Source organism: Pseudomonas sp. CFII68 (genome assembly GCF_000416195.1).
GTDB lineage: Bacteria > Pseudomonadota > Gammaproteobacteria > Pseudomonadales > Pseudomonadaceae > Aquipseudomonas > Aquipseudomonas kilonensis.
In genome coordinates this window covers 63,020-83,634 of record NZ_ATLN01000032.1, presented here as the reverse complement: position 1 = coordinate 83,634, position 20,615 = coordinate 63,020, and the positions used below count along the sequence as shown (strand labels likewise).

Sequence of the window (20,615 nt, the reverse complement as noted above, 5' to 3'; positions counted from 1 at the left end):
TCCAGAGCCTGCGTCGCCTGCTGGCCCGCGCCGCCTTGCCCTGGCGGCTGGGCCTCGGCCAATTGCTGCGCCATCCCTTGGCGGCGGCAGGCCAGGCCCTGGCGTTCGGCCTGATCCTGCTGTCCATGGCGCTGATCGCGCTGTTGCGCGGTGAACTACTGGACACCTGGCAAAACCAGTTGCCAAAAAACGCCCCGAACTATTTCGCCCTGAATATCCTGCCCAACGACAAGCAGGCCTTCACCGACAAGCTGCTGGCATTGTCGGCGCAATCGGCCCCGCTCTACCCCGTGGTACCCGGGCGTCTCATCAGCATCAATGGCGAGCCGGCCACAGAGTTCGTCACCAAGGAATCGGCCGGTGACCGGGCGCTGCAACGTGACCTGAGCCTGACCTGGGCCGAAGACCTGCCGGCGGGCAACATCGTCACCGCAGGGACCTGGTGGCCACAGCAGCCACCGGACGATATCCCCGGGGTTTCGGTGGAAGGCAAAGTGGCCGAGAACCTCAATATCAAACTGGGCGACCGTCTGGTGTTCAGCGTGGGGGGTGTCAACCGTGAAGCGAAGGTCACCAGCCTGCGGGAGATCAACTGGGACAATTTCCAGCCCAACTTCTTCATGATCTTCCAGCCCGGCACATTGAAGGATCTGCCGGCGACCTATCTCACCAGTTTCTACCTGGCGCCGGGCCACGACCAACAGATCGTCGACCTGTCCCGGGCCTTTCCGGCGGTGACGATCCTGCAAGTCGAAGCCCTGCTCGAGCAACTGCGCAGCATTCTGGCCCAGGTGACCCTGGCGGTGGAGTACGTGTTGCTGTTTGTGCTGGCGGCGGGGATGGCGGTGCTGTTTTCCGGCCTGCAGGCGACCCTCGACGAGCGGATTCACCAAGGCGCGCTGTTGCGCGCACTGGGCGCCGAACGGCCTCTGCTGGTCAAGGCCCGGCGCATCGAGTTCGGCCTGCTGGGCGCGGTCAGCGGCCTGCTCGCGGCCCTGGGTTCGGAGCTGGTGAGCCTGGTGCTTTACCGATACGCCTTCGACCTGCCCTGGCATCCGCATCCATGGCTGTTGGCATTGCCGCTGCTGGGGGCCTTGTTGATCGGTGCGGCCGGGGTATTTGGCACCCGTCGAGCGCTCAACGCCAGCCCGCTGACAGTATTGCGCGAGGGTTGATAGACTCCCGGCTTCGCTATTACAAGAAGTTGCCATGAGCCGTTATCGCCCACCCCGCACCGCCGGCACCGCGCTGATCACCCCCGAGGGTGAAGCGCGGATGCGCGCCGAGTTCCATGAGCTGTGGCATGTGCGCCGTCCCCAGGTGACCCAGGCGGTCAGCGAGGCGGCGGCCCAGGGTGACCGTTCGGAAAATGCCGAATACACCTACGGCAAGAAAATGCTGCGGGAAATCGACAGTCGCGTGCGCTTCCTCACCAAGCGCCTTGAAGCGCTCAAAGTGGTCAGTGAAAAACCCAGCGATCCGAACAAGGTGTACTTCGGTGCCTGGGTGACGGTCGAAGATGAGGATGGCAAGGAATCACGCTATCGCATCGTCGGCCCGGACGAGCTGGACCTGAAGCAGAACCTGATCAGTATCGACTCACCGTTGGCCCGGGCCCTGATCGGCAAGGCCCTGGATGCCGAGGTCAGCGTCCAGACGCCTACCGGCGAGAAACGGGTCTACATCGTGGACATCGCGTATCCGTAATCCTCGCCTCAGCGGCGCGTGATCAAGCCCTGCCGGGCGACACGGGTCAACTGCCGGATCATTTCAGGAGCGTCCGCCGCACTGGGGGACTGGATGACGGCCAGGTCGAAACTGTCATTGGCGAACCGCGCCAGTGACTCGCCGTCTTCGACAAACTGGATCAGGAAAGCAGCGGGCCCATGGTTACGACGCGGCCAGCCGTCGAGATAGCGCAAGAGCGTTGGCTGGTGAGTGCCGCCCAGGAGAATTTTCGGATTGCGTTGCACAAGGTTCGCCGTGATCGGCGCAAGACGTACTAAGGGGCTGGGTGCGTTCATCGTGTCGTGTCTCTGCCTCAAAAGTCTGCATGGCAGGTGAGAGGCAACACCGAACCAGCGCTTTAGCGGTATTTCGAAGCCTTGTCTTCCGGCTTCTATCGGCGACTGGATTGAGTCACCTGGCGCCCCGCAAGTAGCTGTTTAAATCGGCGCATGAGCGGCATCCTAGAGAAGCTGACTGGCCAGTGTCAAGAATCACTCCGCATAAAAAGGCCCGTAGAAGACGGTAATGCTGTTTTCTGATTATCTGTTCCGAGAGGCGTGGGTTGGTGTGTGTATCCGTTTCTGCGGTAACGGCTACTTATGGTTCCGCTCTTACAGCGGGTCACTTTTGGAAGAGCGCCAAAAGTAACCAAAAGCGCTTTGCCCCACCACTCGGTGCCTCGCCTAGGCTCGGCATGCCCTCACTCCGGCATTGCTCCGTGGGCCCGCCGCGAAGGGCCATCCATGGCCCAGCGCGGCTACCTCGGCATCCATGCCGAGGTGCCCACTGCGCAATGCCTGCGTTCGGCCAGCGTGGTTAACGGGGCGTTCAGATCAAGATCAAAAGCAAAGCAAAGCAAAGCAAAGCAAAGCAAAGCAAAGCAAAGCAAAGCAAAGCAAAGCAAAGCAAAGCAAAGCAAAGCAAAGCAAAGCAAAGCAAAGCAAAGCAAAGCAAAGCAAAGCAAAGCAAAGCAAAGCAAAGCAAAGCAAAGCAAAGCAAAGCAAAGCAAAGCAAAGCAAAGCAAAGCAAAGCAAAGCAAAGCAAAGCAAAGCAAAGCAAAGCAAAGCAAAGCAAAGCAAAGCAAAGCAAAGCAAAGCAAAGCAAAGCCAGAGCGGTGCATGTCCAGTATCTATGTGGTTGCACCACCGCTATCGCGAGCAAGCTCGCTCCCACAGGGGGTTGTGGGCGTTCACAACATTTGCACACGATACAAAAACCTGTGGGAGCGAACTTGCTCGCGATGAGGCCGGCACATCCAACATCACCGCAAACTGACACACCGCCTTCGCGAGCAAGCCCGCTCCCACAGGAAAAACACGGTCCCACCAAGAACCAGGTCGGCTATAAGGCCGCCTCGCGGCGGACGTTGATCTCGGCGCCCCGTTAACCACGATGGCCGAACGCAGGCGTTGTGGAGTGGGCATCCCGGCATGGATGCCGGGATAGCCGCGCTGGGCCATGGATGGCCCTTCGCGGCGGGCCCACGGAGCAATGCCGGAGTGAGGGCACACCGAGCCTAAGCGAGGTGCCGAGTGGTGGGGCATATAGCGTTTTGCTTACTTTTGCGCTTCTCAAAAGTGAGCCGCTGTAAGAGCGGAACCATAAGCAGCCGTTACCTAAATAACGGATATACACACCAAAGCAACAAAACCAAAAAACGGCGCTTCCCATTTCTGAAAGAAGCGCCGTTTTTCCGAAGTGAACAGCATCACGTACAAGACGGGTTCAAATCGAGCAATCAGCCCGCGATGGCACGATCGACCGACAGCTTGCCCGCCCCTTCGATCAGCACGGCAATACTGCCCGCCAGCAACGCCAGGGCAAACTCATAACCGTTGTTGGCCATGAACAAGCCGTTACCGATGTGCACGGAGAAAATCGCCACCAGCGACAGGAAGGCCAGGCCCAGTGCCGCAGGACGCGCGAGCAAGCCAATGATCAGCGCCAACCCGGCGAAAAACTCAGTACCACCTGCCAGTGTCGCCATCACGTAGCCTGGGGTCAGGCCGATGCTTTCCATCCACTGCGCCGTGCCTGCCAGGCCGTAGCCACCGAACAGGCCGAAGAGTTTCTGCGAGCCGTGGGCGGCGAAAATTATGCCGACGACAATGCGCAGGACCGTCAGGCCGTAGCCAGCGCGGGTAAACAAGACTTTATTGATCAACGAGCTCATGCGGGTTCATCCCTAGGTGTGTGGTTGTTGGTCGCTATATTAATCAAAAAAACTTGTACTAAAAGCGCAAAAAATGCGAGATAAAAATCGAATTAATCGATTATTTACGCTGAGCAACCTTTTGATCTCCAGGCTCCAGCGACTCGCGTTCACGGTCAAACGCCAAGTAGTACTTATTCACACTATTAACGTAGCTGACGGCGCCCATTCCCACCTGCTCCATGGCAATGCGCTCAACCTGAAAGAACCATTGGTTCGGGTTCAGCCCCCGCCGCCGGGCCTCGGCTCGCATGCCTTGGACGCGCTCGGGGCCCATGTTGTAGGCGGCCAGGACGAAGGCCATGCGCTCGCGCTCGTTGAGCTTGGGGCTGGCAAAGAACTTGCGGCGGATGAGGGCCAGGTACTTGGCGCCGGCCTGCACATTGGCATCCAGGTTCTGGATATTACCGACCCCGACCCGCTGGGCCGCCGACGGGGTGATCTGCATCAGGCCGGTGGGGCCTGCGCCGCTGCGGGCGTTGGGTTGCAGGGCGGACTCCTTGAAGGCCAGGGCCGCCAGGTTGAGCCAGTCCATGCCTTGGGCATCGGCATGTTTTTGCAGCACCGGGCGCAGTTTTTCCAGGCGCTGTCGATTGGCCTGGGCCAACGGATAGTGGACCTGGTACAAACGCCGGTAGATACGCAGGAATGCAGCGTCCTGGTTGGAGGGCACCTTATAGGTCACCAGGAATCGGTCGATGCTCGCCCGCAGCATGGCAGCGTCACGACGAACGAACCAATACTCGTCACCCGGCTCGCCGATCAGCACCTGGCGGTCGAAGCGCAGCTTGGGCAGGATCTTGCCCCAGCGCTCCGCGATGGGCTGCTCGACGATGGTCAAATGAAAAATCCCGCCCTGGACCATTTCCAGGACATCCTCCACCGCCAGGGTGGGATCGACCCATTCGATCTTCACCGGCGGCAGCTTGAGCAGCGCCAGCTTCTGGTTGATCTGGCCCACGGCGTCGCCCGCTGCGCTGCCGTTGGGCAGGGCCAGGGTCTTGCCGGAAAGTTGTTCCACGCGGGTGTAGCGCTTCTCGCCCTTGATACCCACCAGCAGCAACGGCACGTCGGTACGGATCGGATTGCTGGCGCTGACCGCCTGGCCGGCCTGGGGCTCGAGCAATTCACCCGGCGCCACAAGATCGCCCTCCCCGCGCTGCAGGGCGCCGAGCAGTTGGTCCTTGGCCTTGGGAATGATCTTGAGGGTGATTTCCTGACCATCCCGGGCGTGGCCGTTGAGGTATTGCTCGAAAGCACGCAGCCGATGGTATTCGACGCCAATGGGTTGCCCCTGGACTTCACCGGAGCTGTTGCGGCTCTGGTTGACCAACACCTTCAACACACGGCTGCTGCGGATTTGCGCCAGGTCGCGCACCGTGCCCGGCGCCACCGCCTGCACCGGCCCGGGCAGCCGCGCTTCGGCCGGTATTGGCAACAACAGCGAACAACACAACAGTAGCAATACCTGGGGACGTGTCATCCACTCTCCGGAAGGAATACTGCGGACCGCCTCCCTTGAAAACGAGGCTGAGTCGACAGAAACAGAGCGCCTGGGGCGCTGAAAAAGTGCGGAAGACTGGCACAGTGATGGCTTTTATACCAACCCTATGTGTCTCGCGGCCTTAACAGACAGCCTCAACTCGTTGTAGTTCTTGGCTTTTCTTATAAATCTACAGCTCTGATATGCTTTCCAGCCTTTGGGCCGAGGTAGCACCATGCAACTCATCGATATCGGCGTCAACCTGACCAATCCCAGTTTCGCCGACAAACATCAAGCGGTGCTCGAGCGCGCCTATGAATCCGGGGTCTGCCAACTGGTCTTGACCGGCACCAGTATCGAGGGCAGCGAACAGGCTCTGGAACTGTGCCAACACCTCGACGACACGGGTGAGCGGCTGTTTTCCACCGCCGGCATTCACCCCCACAGCGCCAGCGAGTGGACCGCCGACAGCGCCCGGCACCTCAAGGAGCTGCTGATGCACAGCCGCGTGCGCGCGGTGGGCGAATGCGGACTGGATTTCAACCGGGACTTCTCTCCTCGACCGCAGCAGGAAAAGGTCCTGGAAGAACACCTCGCCTTGGCGGTCCAGTTGCAACTGCCGGTGTTCCTGCATGAACGCGACGCCGACCAGCGCTTGCTGGACATCCTCCGGGATTTTCGCGATCAGTTGCCGGCCGCCGTGGTGCACTGCTTTACCGGTGAAAAAAAGGCACTGTTCAGCTACCTCGACCTGGACCTGCACATCGGCATCACGGGCTGGATCTGTGACGAACGCCGGGGCACGCACCTGCACCCGTTGGTGCGCGAAATTCCCCGCGGTCGGCTGATGCTCGAAAGCGACGCACCGTACCTGCTGCCCCGCACGCTGCGGCCCAAACCCAAGAATGGCCGCAACGAACCGGCCTACCTGACGGAGGTCCTGCGCGAAGTGGCGTTGCACCGGGGCGAAACCCAGGAAGACCTGGCAGCCCACAGCACCGCCTGCGCCCGGGCGTTTTTTGGTTTACCCGCCATTTCCGAATGAACCCACATCCCTCTGTGGGAGCGGGCTTGCTCGCGAATGCGGTGGATCAGCAAATACAGCAGTAACTGATCCAACGCATTCGCGAGCAAGCCCGCTCCCACAAGGGATCTGGTGTCTACTAGTCCATATCAAAATCCCCGGCTCCTGTGTTGTCTGTTGACCCACATCAAAATCCCGTCACCTGAGTAGCGGCAGAATAATGGCACCTTGCCAATGCTGTTTCCGCTATCAGAGAAGACCTTCCATGGGTGCCTGGCTTAGCAATATCTCGTTGAAATACAAATTCTGGGCGGTCAATGCGGTCGCCTTTGTCACCACGTTGCTGCTGGTGCTCTACGCGGTGCACCTCGAACAGCAGGCGCGCAACCACGCAGCCCAGGCGAATGCCCAGGCCCAGGCACACGTGCTCGCTGCCTGGCCGGCCAGCCAACCCCTGCCCAAGGCCGATGACCTCCTGGTATTCCAGCGCGACCAAGTCCCGGTGTTCAACGAACAACCGTTGCCTTCACTGGCCCAGGCCAACGGCTGGGTCAAACTCGACACCGCGCTGCTGTTTGGCGACGACCCGCTGCTGGGCGCCCAAGTGATCCGTCGAGGTGACGGCCAACAAATCGCCGTGCTGGCCCAAGGTGTGAGCCTGAGCCAAGTGTTCGGTGAACGCTTCAGCCAATACGCCGCGGCCGTGTTCGTGTTGATGCTGGCGATGCTGGGCGCCTCGCAACTCTTGATCCGTTTTCTGCTCAGCCAGCTCAACACACTCAAAGACGTGATGCTGCACGTGGAAAAAACCGGTGACCTGTCCGCCCGCGTGCCCCTGGCCTGCAAGGACGAAGTGGGTCAGATGGCGGCGGCGTTCAACGCCATGCAGGCCGGTTATCAACGGGTCGTCGACACCGTTGCCAGCACCGCCCGGCAGTTGGACAGCGGTGCAGCGCGCCTGGCGTCGAGCATGAACGATGTGCGCCACGGCATGCTCGGCCAGCAAAGCGAAACCGACCAGGCGGCCACGGCGATCAACGAAATGTCCGCCACGGTTTATCACATCGCCCAGCATGCCGGCGCCACCCGCGACCTGTCGAAAACCGCCGATACTCTGGCCGGCAACGGTCAGGAAGTGGTCGGTCGGGTGCAGCAGTCGATCACCGGGCTGTCTTCAGGTGTGCAGCAGACCGCCGAAATGATCCAGCGCCTGGCCGAAGACAGCCAGAAGATCAACGGGGTGGTCAGCGTGATCCACAGCATCGCCGAACAAACCAATCTGCTGGCCCTGAACGCGGCGATCGAAGCAGCACGGGCTGGAGAAATGGGCCGGGGTTTTGCCGTGGTGGCCGACGAGGTGCGCAACCTGGCCAAGCGGGTACAGACCTCCACCGATGAAATCACCACCATGGTCTCGGCCCTGCAGGCCGGGACTCGAGACGCGGTGGACTTCATGCAGGAGAGCTCGCTCAAGGCCGACGATTGCGTGCAACAGGCCCGCGAGGCCGGCGATGCGTTGGCCCAGATCACCGCAGCGGTGGCGCAAATGCGCGAGAGCAACACCCAGATCGCTGTCGCGGCCGAACAGCAAAGCCATGTCGCTGAGGAAATGAACCGGGCAGTGGTGAGCATTCGCGACGTGACCGAGAACACCGTGCGCCAGACCGTCGACTCAGCCACTACCAGCCACGAATTGGCGACGTTGGCGGGCGAGTTGAGCAAGGCGATTGGGCAGTTGAAACTGTAGAACGCTGGCTTGCCCTAGTCCCACTGTGGTGAGGAGATTCTCTCTGTGGGAGCAAGGCTTGCCCGCGATGGGGGCACCTCGGTTCACCAAAGACCGCATCGCGCCCATCGCGGGCAAGCCTTGCTCCCACAGATAAGTCCCTAGCCACAACAGCAAAACTGTATGGCCGCCTATCGCTTCGATAGCCAACCGCCATTCGCCGCCCCGCCCGACCGGACCTATCCTTGGATTATTCAGTTTCATTCAAGGAACAGCATCATGGGCAAACGTCACCCCAATCTTCCGGCCTGGCAATGGCGCACCTACCCAGACAATCATCGGCACCCCACCAACCTGGTGTTGCACCTGATTGCCGTGCCGCTGTTCATCATCGCGTTTCTGCTGATTGTGTCGGGGGTGTTCAGCATGAGCCTGGGCGATGTCGCCATCGGCATCATCGGCCTGCTCGCGGCACTCGGGCTGCAGCACCATTGTCACGTAGAGCCTTAACCGAAAATAGTGACCGTCTGCCGACTCAGGGCGATCAAGCGGCCATCGGCGCTCCAGAACTTCGCGGCGACATGGCCGTAGCCGTCCTGGGCATGTTCGATCTCGGCCAGGTACTTGCACCAGTCCAATGTCGTGAGCGCCAGCAGCGGCTGGACGAACTCGATGGTCCACGTGAGCGTGCTGCCCGGGGCCATTTGCGAAAGGTGAGGCAACAAGGCCGGCGGCCAGGCGTCCACCAAGGCCAGGATATGACTTTCGTTCAGCGGCTCCTCCTGCACATCACCGCGCAAGCGTACCCAGCCGCCCATGCTGCGGGACTTGTTGCCGCTGAACGGCAAGCCGCCAACGCTCCAGCGCATCGCCAGGTGCCGCATGAATTCCGGGGTCATGCCCTTGACGTAAGGCAGTTCCTGGCATTGCTCCACGCTTTTGAATTCTGGCGCGGGATCGGCCTGCACCGCCACCACGGATGAGCGCGAGGCGCCGAAACTGCCTTGCACCACGGTCACCACCTGGCCGTTCTGCACCGCGCGCCCCAGCACCTGACTCACTGCCTTGCCTTCACGCAATACGTCGACTTCGAAACTGACAGGCACGTCGGGTTCGACCGGGCCGACAAAGGTGATCGCCAGCGAGCGCACCGGGCGATCCGCCGGCACTTGGGCTCGCATCGCCTCATATTGCAGCGCCGCCACCAACCCACCAAAACTGGCCCGCCCCTGGCCCCATTCAGGCGCGATGCTCACCGCACCTGGCTGCCGGCGTACGGCATCGATCAAATCGGAAAAGCGCATGACGACCTCGAAAACAGGGAAAAGGATGAAGGAATCTTAACCAGCCCGGGCTGACGGCACAGGGCTCATTCCGGCCAAAGAGACTGACAGAAAAGCCGCCTTTTTTGAATTCAACCCAATCGATTGTGGGAGCGGGCTTGCTCGCGAATGCGGTATGTCAGACAACATTGATGTCAACTGATAGGCCGCTTTCGCGAGCAAGCCCGCTCCCACAGAGGGTATGTGCTGGGGTTAGGATTATTTGAAACAACTGGCAATCAGCTTGTCGAGCACCTTGTCGGACTTGGCCTCAGCCTTGTCCATCGTGGCGTGCCAGGTGGGCACACAAGCGTGCAGATCGGTTTCTTCCTTGGCCCTGGCCAGCCATTGCCAGCAATCGTGCCAATCGCCCAGCGCGGCCTGGGCGGACTTAAGCCGGGGCATGGCTGCTTCAGGCAGGCGGTCGAGTTCAGGGTAGGCTTCGATGGCGTAGCGCACGCGCTTGATCAGCAGGCGCAATCGATGGCGGTCATGGGCTGGATCGCGCAGGGCTTCGCCGAGTTTCTTCCACTGTTTGTCCAGGCGCTTTTCAATGCGTTTGCGCAAGCCCTCCAGCAACCCCTCACGCTGGGCGGCACGAATGAAGCGCGGGAAGGCATCGAGGATCATCAGCAACTGCGCCAGTTCAACACTCGCGGCCACGGCGGGATAAGCCTCAGCCATTTGCACCTGGCGTCGCCGCGCCGCCTCGGCCTGGCCATGCTGCTCCAGGTAAGCGGCCAATACTTCCCTATCGCGCAAGGGCGTGGTCAGGGTGCCGACCGCCGAAGCAGCCGTCTCCAGCTGTTCGACGCCAGGCAACCCACGCAATGGGCGAAGCAGGCTGCGCAAACGGCGAACCGTGGTGCGCAGGTCATGCAGCGCTTCGCTGTCGGTATGGGCATTCAAGCGGGCCTGACAGGCCAACAGGCGGACTTCCAGGCCCAGTATCCGGGCCACCAGCCGATCGATCATGGACGTACTCCGTACACAGCGTTGAGCGTCAAGCCGCAAGCTACAAGTGAAAAACGATTCTGCGTCCTTCCCTTGTAGCTTGCAGTTGAGTGCTTGTCGCTGCCTTTATCGTCCGGCGCGGGACTCGCGAATGTAGAAACGCGCCTTCTCGGCTTTCTTGGCGCAGCCTTCGAACGCTTCGAATTGCTGCTGGGTCTTGGCGCCCGTCAGCAGGGACAGGGCCTTGGAGTAGCTGACGGTGCCGGCAAAACCTTCGGCCTTGGCCAGGTCCAGCTCACGCCAGGCGCTGTCGAGTTGGCTACCGCAGCTGTCACGGTAAGCGGTTTTGCCTGCGCAACCGGCCAGGGCCAGAACCATCAGGGATGCCACCAGGGGCAGGCAGATCCGGGCTTTCATCGATTACACCTCAAGTCAGAAAAACAGTCGTGCTGGTAAGACGGTCGCGCCGGCAAAAAGTGCCAAGCCCCGACCGTGTAAATTCAGTGTGGATGAGAATACGCAAATGCCACGCCGGCGTGTCAAAAAACGACGCCTGCGCCACAACGATTGAGCCGAGCCGTCGATGGGTGCATTGTTGAAGTCTGTTCGACAAGAGGCCGGGTCATGACAAAACGTGTCGCATTGGTATTGGGCTCCGGTGGCGCCCGGGGCTATGCCCATATCGGGGTGATCGAAGAAATCGAACGACGAGGCTACGACATTGCCTGCATCGCCGGTTGTTCCATGGGCGCTGTCGTCGGCGGAATCTATGCCGCGGGCAAGCTCAAGGATTACCGCGACTGGATCGAAAGCCTCGACTACCTGGATGTCCTGCGGCTGGTGGACGTCAGCTTTCGCCTGGGGGCGATTCGCGGTGAGAAAGTTTTCGGGCAGATCCACAAGATCGTCGGCGACATCAATATCGAGGACCTGCGCATTCCCTACACCGCTGTCGCGACCGACCTGACCAACCAGCAGGAAATCTGGTTCCAGGAAGGTTGCCTGCATCAGGCGATGCGCGCCTCGGCGGCGATTCCCAGCCTGTTCACCCCCGTGATGCAAGGCAACCGCATGTTGGTGGATGGCGGCCTGCTCAACCCATTGCCGATCGTGCCGGTGGTGTCGAGTCACTGCGACCTGATCATCGCGGTCAACCTCAACGCCACCAACCAGAAACAGTATCGATTACCGGTGATCCCGCGCCCCGCCGCGTTCCGGCGCCGCTTCGACACCCTGGTCAGCTCCCTGGGTTCGCGCCTGCCGTTTCGCCGCAAACAGGCCGAGCAGCTGTTGCTGCTGGAGCAGGAAGCCTTGAAGGCCGAAGCGGCGGACATCAACCCGTGGATCGACTCGGCCGAGCCTGAAGGCCAACAACCGGCCGCCGCGCCAGAGAACGAAGGCGCACCGAAATCCGCCACTGGTTCGTTCATCATCGACAACGTCGGCCCGGCGTCGTTGCTGGACTTGATCAACCAGAGCTTCGAAGTGATGCAGACCTCGCTGGCCCAATACAAGATCGCCGGTTACCCGCCGGATGTGCTGATCAACGTGCCGAAACGGGTGTGCCGGTTCTTCGAGTTCTACAAGGCGCCGGAGTTGATCGCGTTGGGGCGGGAGATTGCCAGCGATACTTTGGATCGGTATGAGAGTGACCAGAACTGAATGTGATCGCAGGCCTCCTGTGGCGAGGGGATTTATCCCCTCGCCACAACAGTGCTTGGCTTGAAACTTTTTGGCTAAACAGCACCCTCCCCCAACAACCGATACCCCACCCCCGCCTCGGTCACAATGAACCGCGGTCGGGTCGGGTCGTCGGCCAGTTTCTGGCGCAGGTGACCGACCACGATCCGCAGGTAGTGACTGTCTTCGGTGTGGGTCGGTCCCCAGATGTCCTTGAGCAGTTGCTGCTGGGTGATGACCCGCCCCGGGTGGCGTGCCAGTTGCGCCAGTACGGCGTACTCCTTGCGGGTCAGGGCCACTTCGCTGCCGTCCAGCAGCACCCGTCGATAGGCCAGGTCCACCGTCAGCGGGCCAAACTTCAACGCGGCTTCCTGTGGCTCGCCCGCCGGGGCCTGGCGCAACAAGGCGCGGATGCGGGCAAGGAATTCCTGGATGCCGAACGGCTTGGTCACGTAATCGTTGGCACCGTTGTCCAGCGCCTCGACCTTCTGCGCTTCGCTGGCCCGTACCGAGAGCACCAGCACCGGCACCGCCGACCATTGGCGAAACTCGCGCAACACTTGTTGACCGTCCATGTCCGGCAGGCCCAGGTCGAGCACCAGCAGATCGGGTTTGTTCAGCGCCGCCTGGGCAAGGCCTTCAGCGCCGGTGCCGGCTTCCAGCACCTTGTAGCCTTGGGAACTCAAGCTGATGCGCAGGAATTTGCGGATCTGCGGCTCGTCATCGATGACCAAAAGGGTCGCGGTCTGGCTCATGGGGTTCGTTCGTTGCACTCAGGTGGGAAGGCAAGCAGATAGGACAAGAGTAACTCAGCGCCGCTCAAGCTTCATCGTCCATGCCCGGTTGTGCCTGCAAGGGCAGGTGCAACGTGATGCAGGTGCCGCGCCCGTCGAGACCATCGGCCACGCTGATGCGCCCGCCATGGGCACCGACCATGCCCTGGCAGATCGCCAATCCCAACCCCGTGCCCTGCCCGCCCCGATCACCGCGCGCGGCGGTATAAAACATATCGAAGATTTTCGCCCGCTCCTCTTCAGGGATCCCAGGCCCCTCGTCGGCCACGGCAAAAAACACTTCGCTGTCGGTCGCCCCGGCGCTCAGCAACAGCCGCCCTTGGGCCGGCGAAAATCGCGCAGCGTTCTCCAGCACGTTCACCAGGGCCTGTTCGATCAACGCCGCATGAACATAGAGCAAGGGTAATTCAGCGGGCACCTCGACACTGAGCGCCAGCGGTGCCAACACCGCCCGCAGGCGGTTCAGCGCGCTGCCGACGATGTCGGCCGGTGCTACCCAGTCCCGCGCCAGCTTCAGGGCACCGTGACCGAGACGGGTCATGTCCAGCAGGTTCTGGATGTAGCGATCCAGCCGCTCGGCCTCATCGCGGGTGCCTTCGAGCAGTTCACGGCGATCGGCCAGTGGGATCGCCTCCCCCAGCGCCAACAGGCTGTCGATGCTGCCGCGCATGGCGGTCAGCGGTGTGCGCAGATCGTGGGACACTGAAGCCAGCAAGGCGCTGCGCAGTTGCTCGGTTTCACCGTGCAGGCGCGCCGCTTCCAGATCCTGGGCCAGTTGCGCCCGGGCCAACGCCTGGGCCAATGGTTGACTGAGGGCCGCCAGCAAACGCCGACGCTGGCCACTCAACGGCTTGCCTTCTTTCGGGCATACGCCCAGCAAGGCCAGCGGCCCGCCCTCCGCCGACAACGGCCACCACCACCATCGCCCGGAAGGCAATGTCCCGGTGCCCGCGCCGGCCGGCTGATCATGCTGCCAGGACCAGTCGGCCGCCGCGCGCTCGGCCTCGGTGAACGTCAACGGCTCACCGCTCTCGACTTTCCAACCACTCTGGCCGTCGCGGTTGAGCAGGCACAGTTGCAAGTCGTGCCAACCGTTGAGGTGCTGCGCGGCGGCGCTGATCACCGCCTGGCGGTCGGTGGCGGCCGTGAGTTTGCGGGACAGGTCGAGCAACTCGCCGGTTTCCTGCTGGGTGTCGCGCAGGGCCTGCAACTGGCGACGCTGACGAGCGGCAAGGTTGCCAGTCAGGGCGGCCATGAGCAGGAAAAACACCAGCGTCAGCACGTCTTCTTCGCGCTGGATGGTGAAGGAAAACGTCGGTGGGATGAACAGAAAATCATAGGCCAGGAACGACAGCGCCGCGCAGGCCAGCGCCGGGCCGAGGCTGCTGCGTACCGCCACCAGCAGCACCGCCATCAGGAACACCAGGGAGATATTGGGCAACGCCAACCACCCCGAGATCCCCCAGGCCAATGCACTGGCCGCCACGGTCGCGGTCAGCGCCAACACATAGTCGAACCCGGTCTGGACGGCGTTCGAACGCACGCGTGCGGGACGCGGTTGTTCATCGCTGTCCAGCACGTTGATTTCCAGGCCCCGGGCATCGCGCAGCAGGCGTGACGCGAGGCCACCGCCAAACAGCCGTCGGCGCAGACGTGGCCGGGACTGGCCCACCAGCACCAGCGTGGCGCGACGCTCGCTGGCATGCTGGATCAGCGTCCTGGCCACTTCGCCGGCCCGCAGCAGCACCACTTCACCCCCGAGGCGTTCGGCCAGTTGCTGGGCATTCTGCAGGCGCTGGCGCGAGGGCTCATCACGGGCGCTACCGTTGTCCACATGCACCAGGCTCCACGGCAGATGTCGACGCTGGGCAACGCGGCTGGCATGGCGCACCAGGCGTTCAGCCTGCACGTCACCGTCCACCCCTACCAGCAAGCGTCCGCGTACCGCGGGCGCGGCCTGGCCCAGTTGTCGATAGCCCTGGGTCAGGTCGTTGTCGACCTGGGCGGCGGCGGTCTGCATGGCCAGCTCACGCAACGCGGTGAGGTTGGTCTGGGTGAAAAACGCATCGATCGCCGCCCGGGCCTGTTCCGGCACGTAGACCTTGCCATCACGCAGGCGCTCCAGCAGCTCACGCGGTGGCAGGTCGATCAGCAGCAGTTCATCGGCCTCCTGCAGGACCCAATCCGGCAACGTCTCGCGCACCTGCACACCGGTGATGCCGCGCACTTGGTCGTTGAGACTTTCCAGGTGCTGGACATTGACGGTGGTGTAGACATCGATGCCAGCCGTGAGCAGCTCCTGAATGTCCTGCCAGCGCTTGGCATGGCGACTGCCAGGCGCGTTGCTGTGGGCCAGTTCGTCCACCAGGACCAGGGTCGGGCGGGCGGCGAGCAGGCCGTCGAGGTCCATTTCCTCAAGCATCACACCGCGATATTCCGAGCGCACCAACGGCTGCTGCGCCAGGCCGCCGAGCAGCGCTTCGGTTTCGCTTCGACCGTGAGTCTCCACCACTCCGGCGACGACCTTCACGCCTTGACGCAGTTGGGTGTGGGCCGCTTGCAGCATGGCGTAGGTCTTGCCCACACCTGGGGCCGCGCCAAGAAAGACCTTGAGTCGACCACGGTCGTTGCGGGGCAGATTGGCTAACAGTGCGTCGGCGCGGCCGGAGTCGCTCATGGCGTGGAAATCTCTTTCAAATATTGATCAAACACCCTGTGGGGAGTCGGACCTGTGGGAGCAAAGCTTATGGGAACTGGACCTGTGGGAGCAAAGCTTATGGGAGCTGGACCTGTGGGAGCAAAGCTTGCTCGCGATGAACGATTACGCGGTTCATCAGTTGAACCGTGTCGCCTTGATCGCGAGCAAGCTTTGCTCCCACAGGTCCAGCTCCCACAGGTCCAGCTCCCACAGGCTTTGCTCCCACAGGTCCGGCTCCCATAAGCTTTGCTCCCACAGGCGCTACTCCCACAGGTTTTACAGTTTTTCCAGGGCCAGGTTCAGCGCCAGTACATTCACCACTGGCGGGCCCACCAAGGATTGCTCGGTGTTGTCATCAAGCAGTTGCTGCAAGGTCGAGGCCGGCAGGTTGCGCGCAGCGGCGACACGCGCCAGTTGATAGGCAATCGCCGCCGGAGGCAAGTGCGGATCCAGCCCGCTGGCGGAGGTGGTCAGCAATGCCAGCGGCACCGGCCCCTGGCCGGGTACCAGGCGTTTGTGAGCGTCATCGATCACTCGGGTGGCCAGGGCCGGATTGCTCGGGGAAAAGTTGCTGGCGCCGCTGGCGACCGTGGCGAAGGCACCGGCCGATGGCCGTGGATGAAACCAGGCATCGCCGGTGAAATCCTGGGCGATCAGCGTCGAGCCACGGACTTTGCCGGCGGCGTCAACGATCAGGCTACCGTTGGCCTGGACGGGAAAGGCGACTTGCGCCACGCCGGTGACCACCAGCGGGTACGCAACACCGGTGATCAGGGTCATCAGGAATAACAGGCTCAAGGCCGGGCGAATCAGAGTGGACATTTCAAAATCCTCGAATTGAAGTAAATCCTGTGCAAACAAAACCTTGGGGAATTACCTTGTGGGAGCAAAGCTTGCTCGCGATGCAGACACTTAGATTCCAGGCAAGACCGCGTCATCGTTCATCGCGGGCAAGCCTTGCTCCCACAAATAGTGAACTCAAACCAGGTGCAACGCCGTCAGCAACATATCGATCGCCTTGATCCCCACGAACGGCACCACGATCCCGCCCAGGCCATAGATCAACAGATTGCGCCGCAACAACGCCGCCGCACTTGCCGCGTGCACTCGCACGCCGCGCAAGGCCAGGGGGATCAGTACGACGATGATCAAGGCGTTGAAGACGATGGCCGACAGGATCGCGCTCTGCGGGCTGCTCAGGTGCATCACGTTCAACACGCCGAGCTGTGGATAAATCGAGGCGAACAGTGCTGGCAGAATCGCGAAGTACTTGGCGATGTCATTGGCGATGGAAAAGGTGGTCAGCGCCCCACGGGTCACCAGCAGTTCCTTGCCGATCTGCACCACGTCCAGCAGTTTGGTCGGGTCGCTGTCGAGGTCGACCATGTTGGCCGCCTCCCGCGCGGCCTGGGTGCCGTCGTTCATCGCCATGCCGACATCGGCCTGGGCCAGGGCCGGGGCGTCGTTGGCGCCGTCGCCGCACATGGCCACCAGCCGACCGTCATTTTGCTCGTGACGGATACGCGCCAGCTTCTTCTCCGGCGTGGCCTCCGCCAGCACGTCGTCGACACCGGCCTCGGCGGCAATCGCGGCGGCGGTCAACGGGTTGTCGCCGGTGACCATCACCGTGCGGATCCCCAGCTTGCGCAGCTCGGCAAAGCGCTCACGGATGCCGGGCTTGACCACGTCCTTGAGGTGGATAGCGCCGAGCAGCTTGCCGTCCACGCACACCAGCAGCGGCGTGCCGCCACTTTGGGCGATCTTGTCGACCTCCCGCGCCAGTGCCGATGGCAACTCATTGCGTGCAAAGCCGATGAAATCCAGCAACGAGTCCACGGCGCCCTTGCGGTAGATGCGGCCCTGATAGTCGACCCCGGACAAACGGGTTTCAGCACTGAACGGCACGACCGTCAGCGCTTCGACGCCAGGCTCGGGCTGTGGATGCAAACCTCGCAGGTACTCGACGATGGACTTACCCTCGGCCGTCTCGTCAGCCAACGAGGCGAACAGCGCGCCTTCGGCCAGTTCCTTGGCACTCACGCCGGGGGCGGCATAGACCGCTGTACAGCGACGATTGCCAAAGGTGATGGTGCCGGTCTTGTCCAGCATCAGCACATGCACATCCCCCGCCGCCTCGACCGCACGGCCGGATTTGGCGATCACGTTCAGGCGCACCAACCGATCCATCCCGGCGATGCCGATGGCCGACAGCAGCCCGCCGATGGTGGTGGGAATCAAGGTGACCAGCAGCGCCACCAGAAACACCAGCGGCAGACTGGCGTTGGCGAAATGGGCGAACGGTTGCAGCGTCACCACCACCAACAGGAAGATCAGCGTCAGGCCGATCAACAGGATATCCAGCGCCACCTCGTTCGGCGTTTTCTGGCGCTTGGCGCCTTCGACCAAGGCGATCATGCGGTCCAAGGTGGACTCGCCGGGATTGCTGGTGATGCGTATCAGCAACCAGTCGGAGACCAGGCGCGTATTGCCGGTGACGGCCGAGCGATCACCGCCGGACTCGCGGATGACCGGTGCCGATTCGCCGGTGATCGCCGCCTCGTTGACCGCGGCGATGCCTTCGATCACTTCACCGTCGCCGGGGATCATGTCGCCGGCCTCGACGCGCACCACATCGCCTTTGCGCAGACGGGTGGCGGGGATGATTTCAAAACCGCTGGCGGTCTGGCGACGTGCGTTGAGGCCTTCGCTGCCAGCCTTGAGGCTGTCGGCCCGGGCCTTGCCGCGGCCTTCGGCCAAGGCTTCGGCGAAGTTGGCGAACAGTACGGTGAACCACAGCCACAACGCGATTTGCGCAGCCACAAAGGTCGGCACTGCGTTGTCGGGAATGAAGCACAACACGGTGGTGAGGATCGCGGTCAGTTCCACCACCAGCATCACCGGTGCGCGGTGCAACTGGCGTGGATCGAGCTTGACGAAGGCTTGCACCAGCGCCGGCCGCCAGAGGGCCGACAGGTGGGTCTTCGGTTGTTCCGGTGCCTTGGCGGCGACGGTTTTGCTCATCGGCATATTCATCATCAGGTCCTCAGAAGCCCATGCTCAGGTGTTCGGCAATCGGCCCCAGCGCCAGGGTCGGCAAGAAGGTCAAGCCGCCCACCAGCAGGATGGTCACGGTCAACAAGGTCACGAACAGCGGGCCGTGGGTGGGAAAACTGTTCTGACCAATCGGCGCGGTCTTCTTCAAGGCCAAACTACCGGCCAACGCCAGCACCGGCAGGATGTAGCCGAACCGACCGATCAACATGCCCAGGCCCAGCATCAGGTTGTGGAAAGGTGTGTTGGCGCCGAACCCGGCGAATGCCGAACCGTTGTTCGCCCCCGCCGAGGTGTAGGCGTACAACAACTGGCTGAAACCATGGGCACCCGGATTGCTCACCGCGGCGGCCGGCCCGGGCAGGCTTGCGGCGACGGCACCCAGCACCAACACACTCACGGGCATCACCAGCAGCGTTGCCACCAACAGTTGCACTTCCCGGGCGCCGAGCTTCTTGCCCAGGTATTCCGGGGTGCGACCGATCATCAAACCAGCCAGGAACACCGCGATCAGCACGTTCAACAGCATCCCGTAGAGCCCGGCCCCGACGCCGCCGAAGATCACCTCGCCGACCATCATGTTCACCAGCGACACCATGCCACTGAGCGGGTTGAGGCTGTCATGCATGGCGTTGACCGAGCCGTTGGAAGCCGCCGTGGTGGTCACCGACCACAGCACCGTGGCGGTGGTGCCGAAGCGTGCTTCCTTGCCTTCCATCGGCGCGGCTTGCTCGACGACCGGGTTGTTCAGGGCCGGGTTGGGCTGGTATTCGGCCCACAGTGACGTGGCGCCGCCAATCAGGAACAGGGCAAGCATGCAGGCGATGATCGCCCGGCTCTGGCGCAGGTCCTTGACGTAATGGCCGAAGGTGAACACCAACGCGGCGGGAATCAGGATGATCGACGCGACTTCGAACAGGTTGCTCCAGGCCGTCGGATTTTCGAACGGATGCGCCGAGTTGACGCCGAAGAAACCGCCACCGTTGGTGCCCAGTTGCTTGATCGCGATCTGGCTGGCGGCCGGCCCCAACGGGATGACCTGATCGACGCCCTGCAGCGTGACCCCGTGCACATAGTGCGCAAAGGTCTGCGGCACGCCCTGCCAGACCAGGAACAATGCCAGCAGCAGGCACAGCGGCAACAGCCCATAGAGGGTGGCGCGGGTCATGTCGACCCAGAAATTACCCAGCGTCGCAGCGGACTTGCGCCCGATGCCGCGACAGAGCGCCACGAGCACGGCCAGGCCGGTGGCGGCGCTGACAAAGTTCTGCACGGTCAGGCCGACCATCTGGCTCAGGTAGCTCAGGGACGCTTCACCGCTGTAGGACTGCCAGTTGGTGTTGGTCATGAAACTCACGGCCGTGTTGAAAGCCTGGGTCCACTCCATGCCGGGCAGTTGCTCGGTATTGAGGGGCAAATATCCCTGCAGCAGCAGAATGGCGAACAGCAAGACAAAACCCGCCAGGTTGAACGCGAGCAAGGCCAGGGTGTATTTCTGCCAGCTCTGCTCAGCAGTGGCGTCGACACCGGCCAGGCGATAGCAACCGCGCTCCACCGGACCGAGGATCGGTGAAAGCCAAGTGCGCTGGCCTTCCATCACCCGGTAGTAAAAACGCCCCAGAAACGGTGCCGGAATCAGCACCAGGGCGAAAAAGCCGAGGATCAGCCCGTAGTCATAACCGTGCATAGCCGCTCCTAGTTCCGATCGGCGCGCAACAGCGCAACCAGCAGATAAATGAACAGCGCCACTGCCAGCAGCAGCGACACCCCATCCAGAACATTCATGGGATTTCTCCGTGGTACGGCGTCGTGCCGTGTGTGGAGTGATTGTCGGCAGGGAGGCTGTAAAGGAACGAGATCGAGAGCCGGACTGGGGGATAAAGAATCTGTAAAAAATGAACTTATGGCGTTGTTATGGCGGTGATCGGGAGGGCCTCTTCGCG

18 protein-coding genes and 1 pseudogene are annotated in these 20,615 nt (G+C 62.1%); 7 read left to right on the top strand and 12 right to left on the bottom strand.

Annotation, left to right across the window (positions count from 1 at the left end):
* The coding region (locus tag CFII68_RS20960; RefSeq protein ID WP_018603048.1) for an ABC transporter permease at positions 1 to 1,175 on the top strand (1,175 nt) is incomplete at its 5' end.
* A 34-nt stretch (positions 1,176 to 1,209) separates the two neighbouring features.
* Positions 1,210 to 1,707 carry a transcription elongation factor GreB gene (gene greB, locus CFII68_RS20965; RefSeq protein ID WP_003199337.1) on the top strand — a complete coding sequence of 166 codons (498 nt, stop codon included), beginning with the start codon at positions 1,210 to 1,212 and terminating at the stop codon, positions 1,705 to 1,707.
* Between the two features lie 8 nt (positions 1,708 to 1,715).
* On the opposite strand, the gene CFII68_RS20970 is transcribed toward greB, so the two are convergent.
* The gene (locus CFII68_RS20970; protein WP_024618163.1) at positions 1,716 to 2,024 is read right to left on the bottom strand and encodes a hypothetical protein; all 309 of its coding nucleotides are present in this window, start codon (positions 2,022 to 2,024) and stop codon (positions 1,716 to 1,718) included.
* A gap of 447 nt (positions 2,025 to 2,471) precedes the next feature.
* Between CFII68_RS20970 and CFII68_RS27385 the strand changes: the two genes are divergently transcribed.
* On the top strand, positions 2,472 to 2,972 hold the full coding sequence (locus CFII68_RS27385; RefSeq protein ID WP_156886082.1) for a hypothetical protein: 501 nt from the start codon (positions 2,472 to 2,474) through the stop codon (positions 2,970 to 2,972).
* Between the two features lie 494 nt (positions 2,973 to 3,466).
* On the opposite strand, the gene CFII68_RS20975 is transcribed toward CFII68_RS27385, so the two are convergent.
* Together CFII68_RS20975 and CFII68_RS20980 are read right to left on the bottom strand one after the other, a co-directional pair.
* Positions 3,467 to 3,901, bottom strand: coding sequence for a DoxX family protein (locus tag CFII68_RS20975; protein ID WP_018603042.1), 435 nt, complete (start codon positions 3,899 to 3,901; stop codon positions 3,467 to 3,469).
* Between the two features lie 100 nt (positions 3,902 to 4,001).
* Positions 4,002 to 5,423, bottom strand: coding sequence for a transglycosylase SLT domain-containing protein (locus CFII68_RS20980; RefSeq protein ID WP_018603040.1), 1,422 nt, complete (start codon positions 5,421 to 5,423; stop codon positions 4,002 to 4,004).
* A gap of 235 nt (positions 5,424 to 5,658) precedes the next feature.
* Between CFII68_RS20980 and CFII68_RS20985 the strand changes: the two genes are divergently transcribed.
* From CFII68_RS20985 to CFII68_RS20995, 3 genes and pseudogenes are all read left to right on the top strand, one after another.
* Complete coding sequence (locus CFII68_RS20985) at positions 5,659 to 6,468, top strand: TatD family hydrolase (protein ID WP_018603038.1); 810 nt, start codon at positions 5,659 to 5,661, stop codon at positions 6,466 to 6,468.
* Between the two features lie 244 nt (positions 6,469 to 6,712).
* Positions 6,713 to 8,194: a methyl-accepting chemotaxis protein gene (locus tag CFII68_RS20990; RefSeq protein ID WP_018603035.1), complete on the top strand. Its 1,482-nt coding sequence runs from the start codon at positions 6,713 to 6,715 to the stop codon at positions 8,192 to 8,194.
* A gap of 258 nt (positions 8,195 to 8,452) precedes the next feature.
* A pseudogene (locus tag CFII68_RS20995) lies at positions 8,453 to 8,671 on the top strand (terminase); the annotation flags it as partial.
* An 8-nt stretch (positions 8,672 to 8,679) separates the two neighbouring features.
* On the opposite strand, the gene CFII68_RS21000 reads toward CFII68_RS20995, so the two are convergent.
* From CFII68_RS21000 to CFII68_RS21010, 3 genes are all read right to left on the bottom strand, one after another.
* The gene (locus tag CFII68_RS21000; RefSeq protein WP_018603031.1) at positions 8,680 to 9,477 is read right to left on the bottom strand and encodes an acyl-CoA thioesterase II; all 798 of its coding nucleotides are present in this window, start codon (positions 9,475 to 9,477) and stop codon (positions 8,680 to 8,682) included.
* Between the two features lie 237 nt (positions 9,478 to 9,714).
* Complete coding sequence (locus CFII68_RS21005; RefSeq protein WP_018603029.1) at positions 9,715 to 10,470, bottom strand: CHAD domain-containing protein; 756 nt, start codon at positions 10,468 to 10,470, stop codon at positions 9,715 to 9,717.
* A gap of 105 nt (positions 10,471 to 10,575) precedes the next feature.
* Positions 10,576 to 10,866, bottom strand: coding sequence for a hypothetical protein (locus CFII68_RS21010; protein ID WP_014337256.1), 291 nt, complete (start codon positions 10,864 to 10,866; stop codon positions 10,576 to 10,578).
* 207 nt (positions 10,867 to 11,073) lie between these two features.
* Between CFII68_RS21010 and CFII68_RS21015 the strand changes: the two genes are divergently transcribed.
* Entirely contained in the window at positions 11,074 to 12,111 is a 1,038-nt protein-coding gene (locus CFII68_RS21015; RefSeq protein WP_018603025.1) for a patatin-like phospholipase family protein, read from the top strand.
* 74 nt (positions 12,112 to 12,185) lie between these two features.
* On the opposite strand, the gene CFII68_RS21020 is transcribed toward CFII68_RS21015, so the two are convergent.
* From CFII68_RS21020 to kdpF, 6 genes are all read right to left on the bottom strand, one after another.
* Positions 12,186 to 12,884: a response regulator gene (locus CFII68_RS21020; protein WP_018603023.1), complete on the bottom strand. Its 699-nt coding sequence runs from the start codon at positions 12,882 to 12,884 to the stop codon at positions 12,186 to 12,188.
* 64 nt (positions 12,885 to 12,948) lie between these two features.
* On the bottom strand, positions 12,949 to 15,600 hold the full coding sequence (locus CFII68_RS21025) for a sensor histidine kinase KdpD (RefSeq protein ID WP_018603021.1): 2,652 nt from the start codon (positions 15,598 to 15,600) through the stop codon (positions 12,949 to 12,951).
* A 297-nt stretch (positions 15,601 to 15,897) separates the two neighbouring features.
* The gene (gene kdpC / locus CFII68_RS21030) at positions 15,898 to 16,443 is read right to left on the bottom strand and encodes a potassium-transporting ATPase subunit KdpC (RefSeq protein ID WP_018603019.1); all 546 of its coding nucleotides are present in this window, start codon (positions 16,441 to 16,443) and stop codon (positions 15,898 to 15,900) included.
* Between the two features lie 156 nt (positions 16,444 to 16,599).
* On the bottom strand, positions 16,600 to 18,654 hold the full coding sequence (gene kdpB / locus CFII68_RS21035) for a potassium-transporting ATPase subunit KdpB (RefSeq protein WP_018603017.1): 2,055 nt from the start codon (positions 18,652 to 18,654) through the stop codon (positions 16,600 to 16,602).
* A gap of 10 nt (positions 18,655 to 18,664) precedes the next feature.
* Positions 18,665 to 20,359 carry a potassium-transporting ATPase subunit KdpA gene (gene kdpA / locus CFII68_RS21040; RefSeq protein WP_018603015.1) on the bottom strand — a complete coding sequence of 565 codons (1,695 nt, stop codon included), beginning with the start codon at positions 20,357 to 20,359 and terminating at the stop codon, positions 18,665 to 18,667.
* A gap of 8 nt (positions 20,360 to 20,367) precedes the next feature.
* A complete protein-coding gene (gene kdpF, locus CFII68_RS0125810) occupies positions 20,368 to 20,457 on the bottom strand; it encodes a K(+)-transporting ATPase subunit F (RefSeq protein ID WP_033033323.1) in 90 nt (29 codons plus the stop codon).
* Between the last annotated feature and the right edge of the window lie 158 nt (positions 20,458 to 20,615).

Excerpts from the sequence above, each read along its gene's own strand:
- greB (WP_003199337.1), top strand. The coding sequence starts at position 1,210 with ATGAGCCGTTATCGCCCACCCCGCACCGCCGGCACCGCGCTGATCACC.
- CFII68_RS20970 (WP_024618163.1), bottom strand. The coding sequence starts at position 2,024 with ATGAACGCACCCAGCCCCTTAGTACGTCTTGCGCCGATCACGGCGAAC.
- CFII68_RS27385 (WP_156886082.1), top strand. The coding sequence starts at position 2,472 with ATGGCCCAGCGCGGCTACCTCGGCATCCATGCCGAGGTGCCCACTGCG.
- CFII68_RS20975 (WP_018603042.1), bottom strand. The coding sequence starts at position 3,901 with ATGAGCTCGTTGATCAATAAAGTCTTGTTTACCCGCGCTGGCTACGGC.
- CFII68_RS20980 (WP_018603040.1), bottom strand. The coding sequence starts at position 5,423 with ATGACACGTCCCCAGGTATTGCTACTGTTGTGTTGTTCGCTGTTGTTG.
- CFII68_RS20985 (WP_018603038.1), top strand. The coding sequence starts at position 5,659 with ATGCAACTCATCGATATCGGCGTCAACCTGACCAATCCCAGTTTCGCC.
- CFII68_RS20990 (WP_018603035.1), top strand. The coding sequence starts at position 6,713 with ATGGGTGCCTGGCTTAGCAATATCTCGTTGAAATACAAATTCTGGGCG.
- CFII68_RS21000 (WP_018603031.1), bottom strand. The coding sequence starts at position 9,477 with ATGCGCTTTTCCGATTTGATCGATGCCGTACGCCGGCAGCCAGGTGCG.
- CFII68_RS21005 (WP_018603029.1), bottom strand. The coding sequence starts at position 10,470 with ATGATCGATCGGCTGGTGGCCCGGATACTGGGCCTGGAAGTCCGCCTG.
- CFII68_RS21010 (WP_014337256.1), bottom strand. The coding sequence starts at position 10,866 with ATGAAAGCCCGGATCTGCCTGCCCCTGGTGGCATCCCTGATGGTTCTG.
- CFII68_RS21015 (WP_018603025.1), top strand. The coding sequence starts at position 11,074 with ATGACAAAACGTGTCGCATTGGTATTGGGCTCCGGTGGCGCCCGGGGC.
- CFII68_RS21020 (WP_018603023.1), bottom strand. The coding sequence starts at position 12,884 with ATGAGCCAGACCGCGACCCTTTTGGTCATCGATGACGAGCCGCAGATC.
- CFII68_RS21025 (WP_018603021.1), bottom strand. The coding sequence starts at position 15,600 with ATGAGCGACTCCGGCCGCGCCGACGCACTGTTAGCCAATCTGCCCCGC.
- kdpC (WP_018603019.1), bottom strand. The coding sequence starts at position 16,443 with ATGTCCACTCTGATTCGCCCGGCCTTGAGCCTGTTATTCCTGATGACC.
- kdpB (WP_018603017.1), bottom strand. The coding sequence starts at position 18,654 with ATGAATATGCCGATGAGCAAAACCGTCGCCGCCAAGGCACCGGAACAA.
- kdpA (WP_018603015.1), bottom strand. The coding sequence starts at position 20,359 with ATGCACGGTTATGACTACGGGCTGATCCTCGGCTTTTTCGCCCTGGTG.
- kdpF (WP_033033323.1), bottom strand. The coding sequence starts at position 20,457 with ATGAATGTTCTGGATGGGGTGTCGCTGCTGCTGGCAGTGGCGCTGTTC.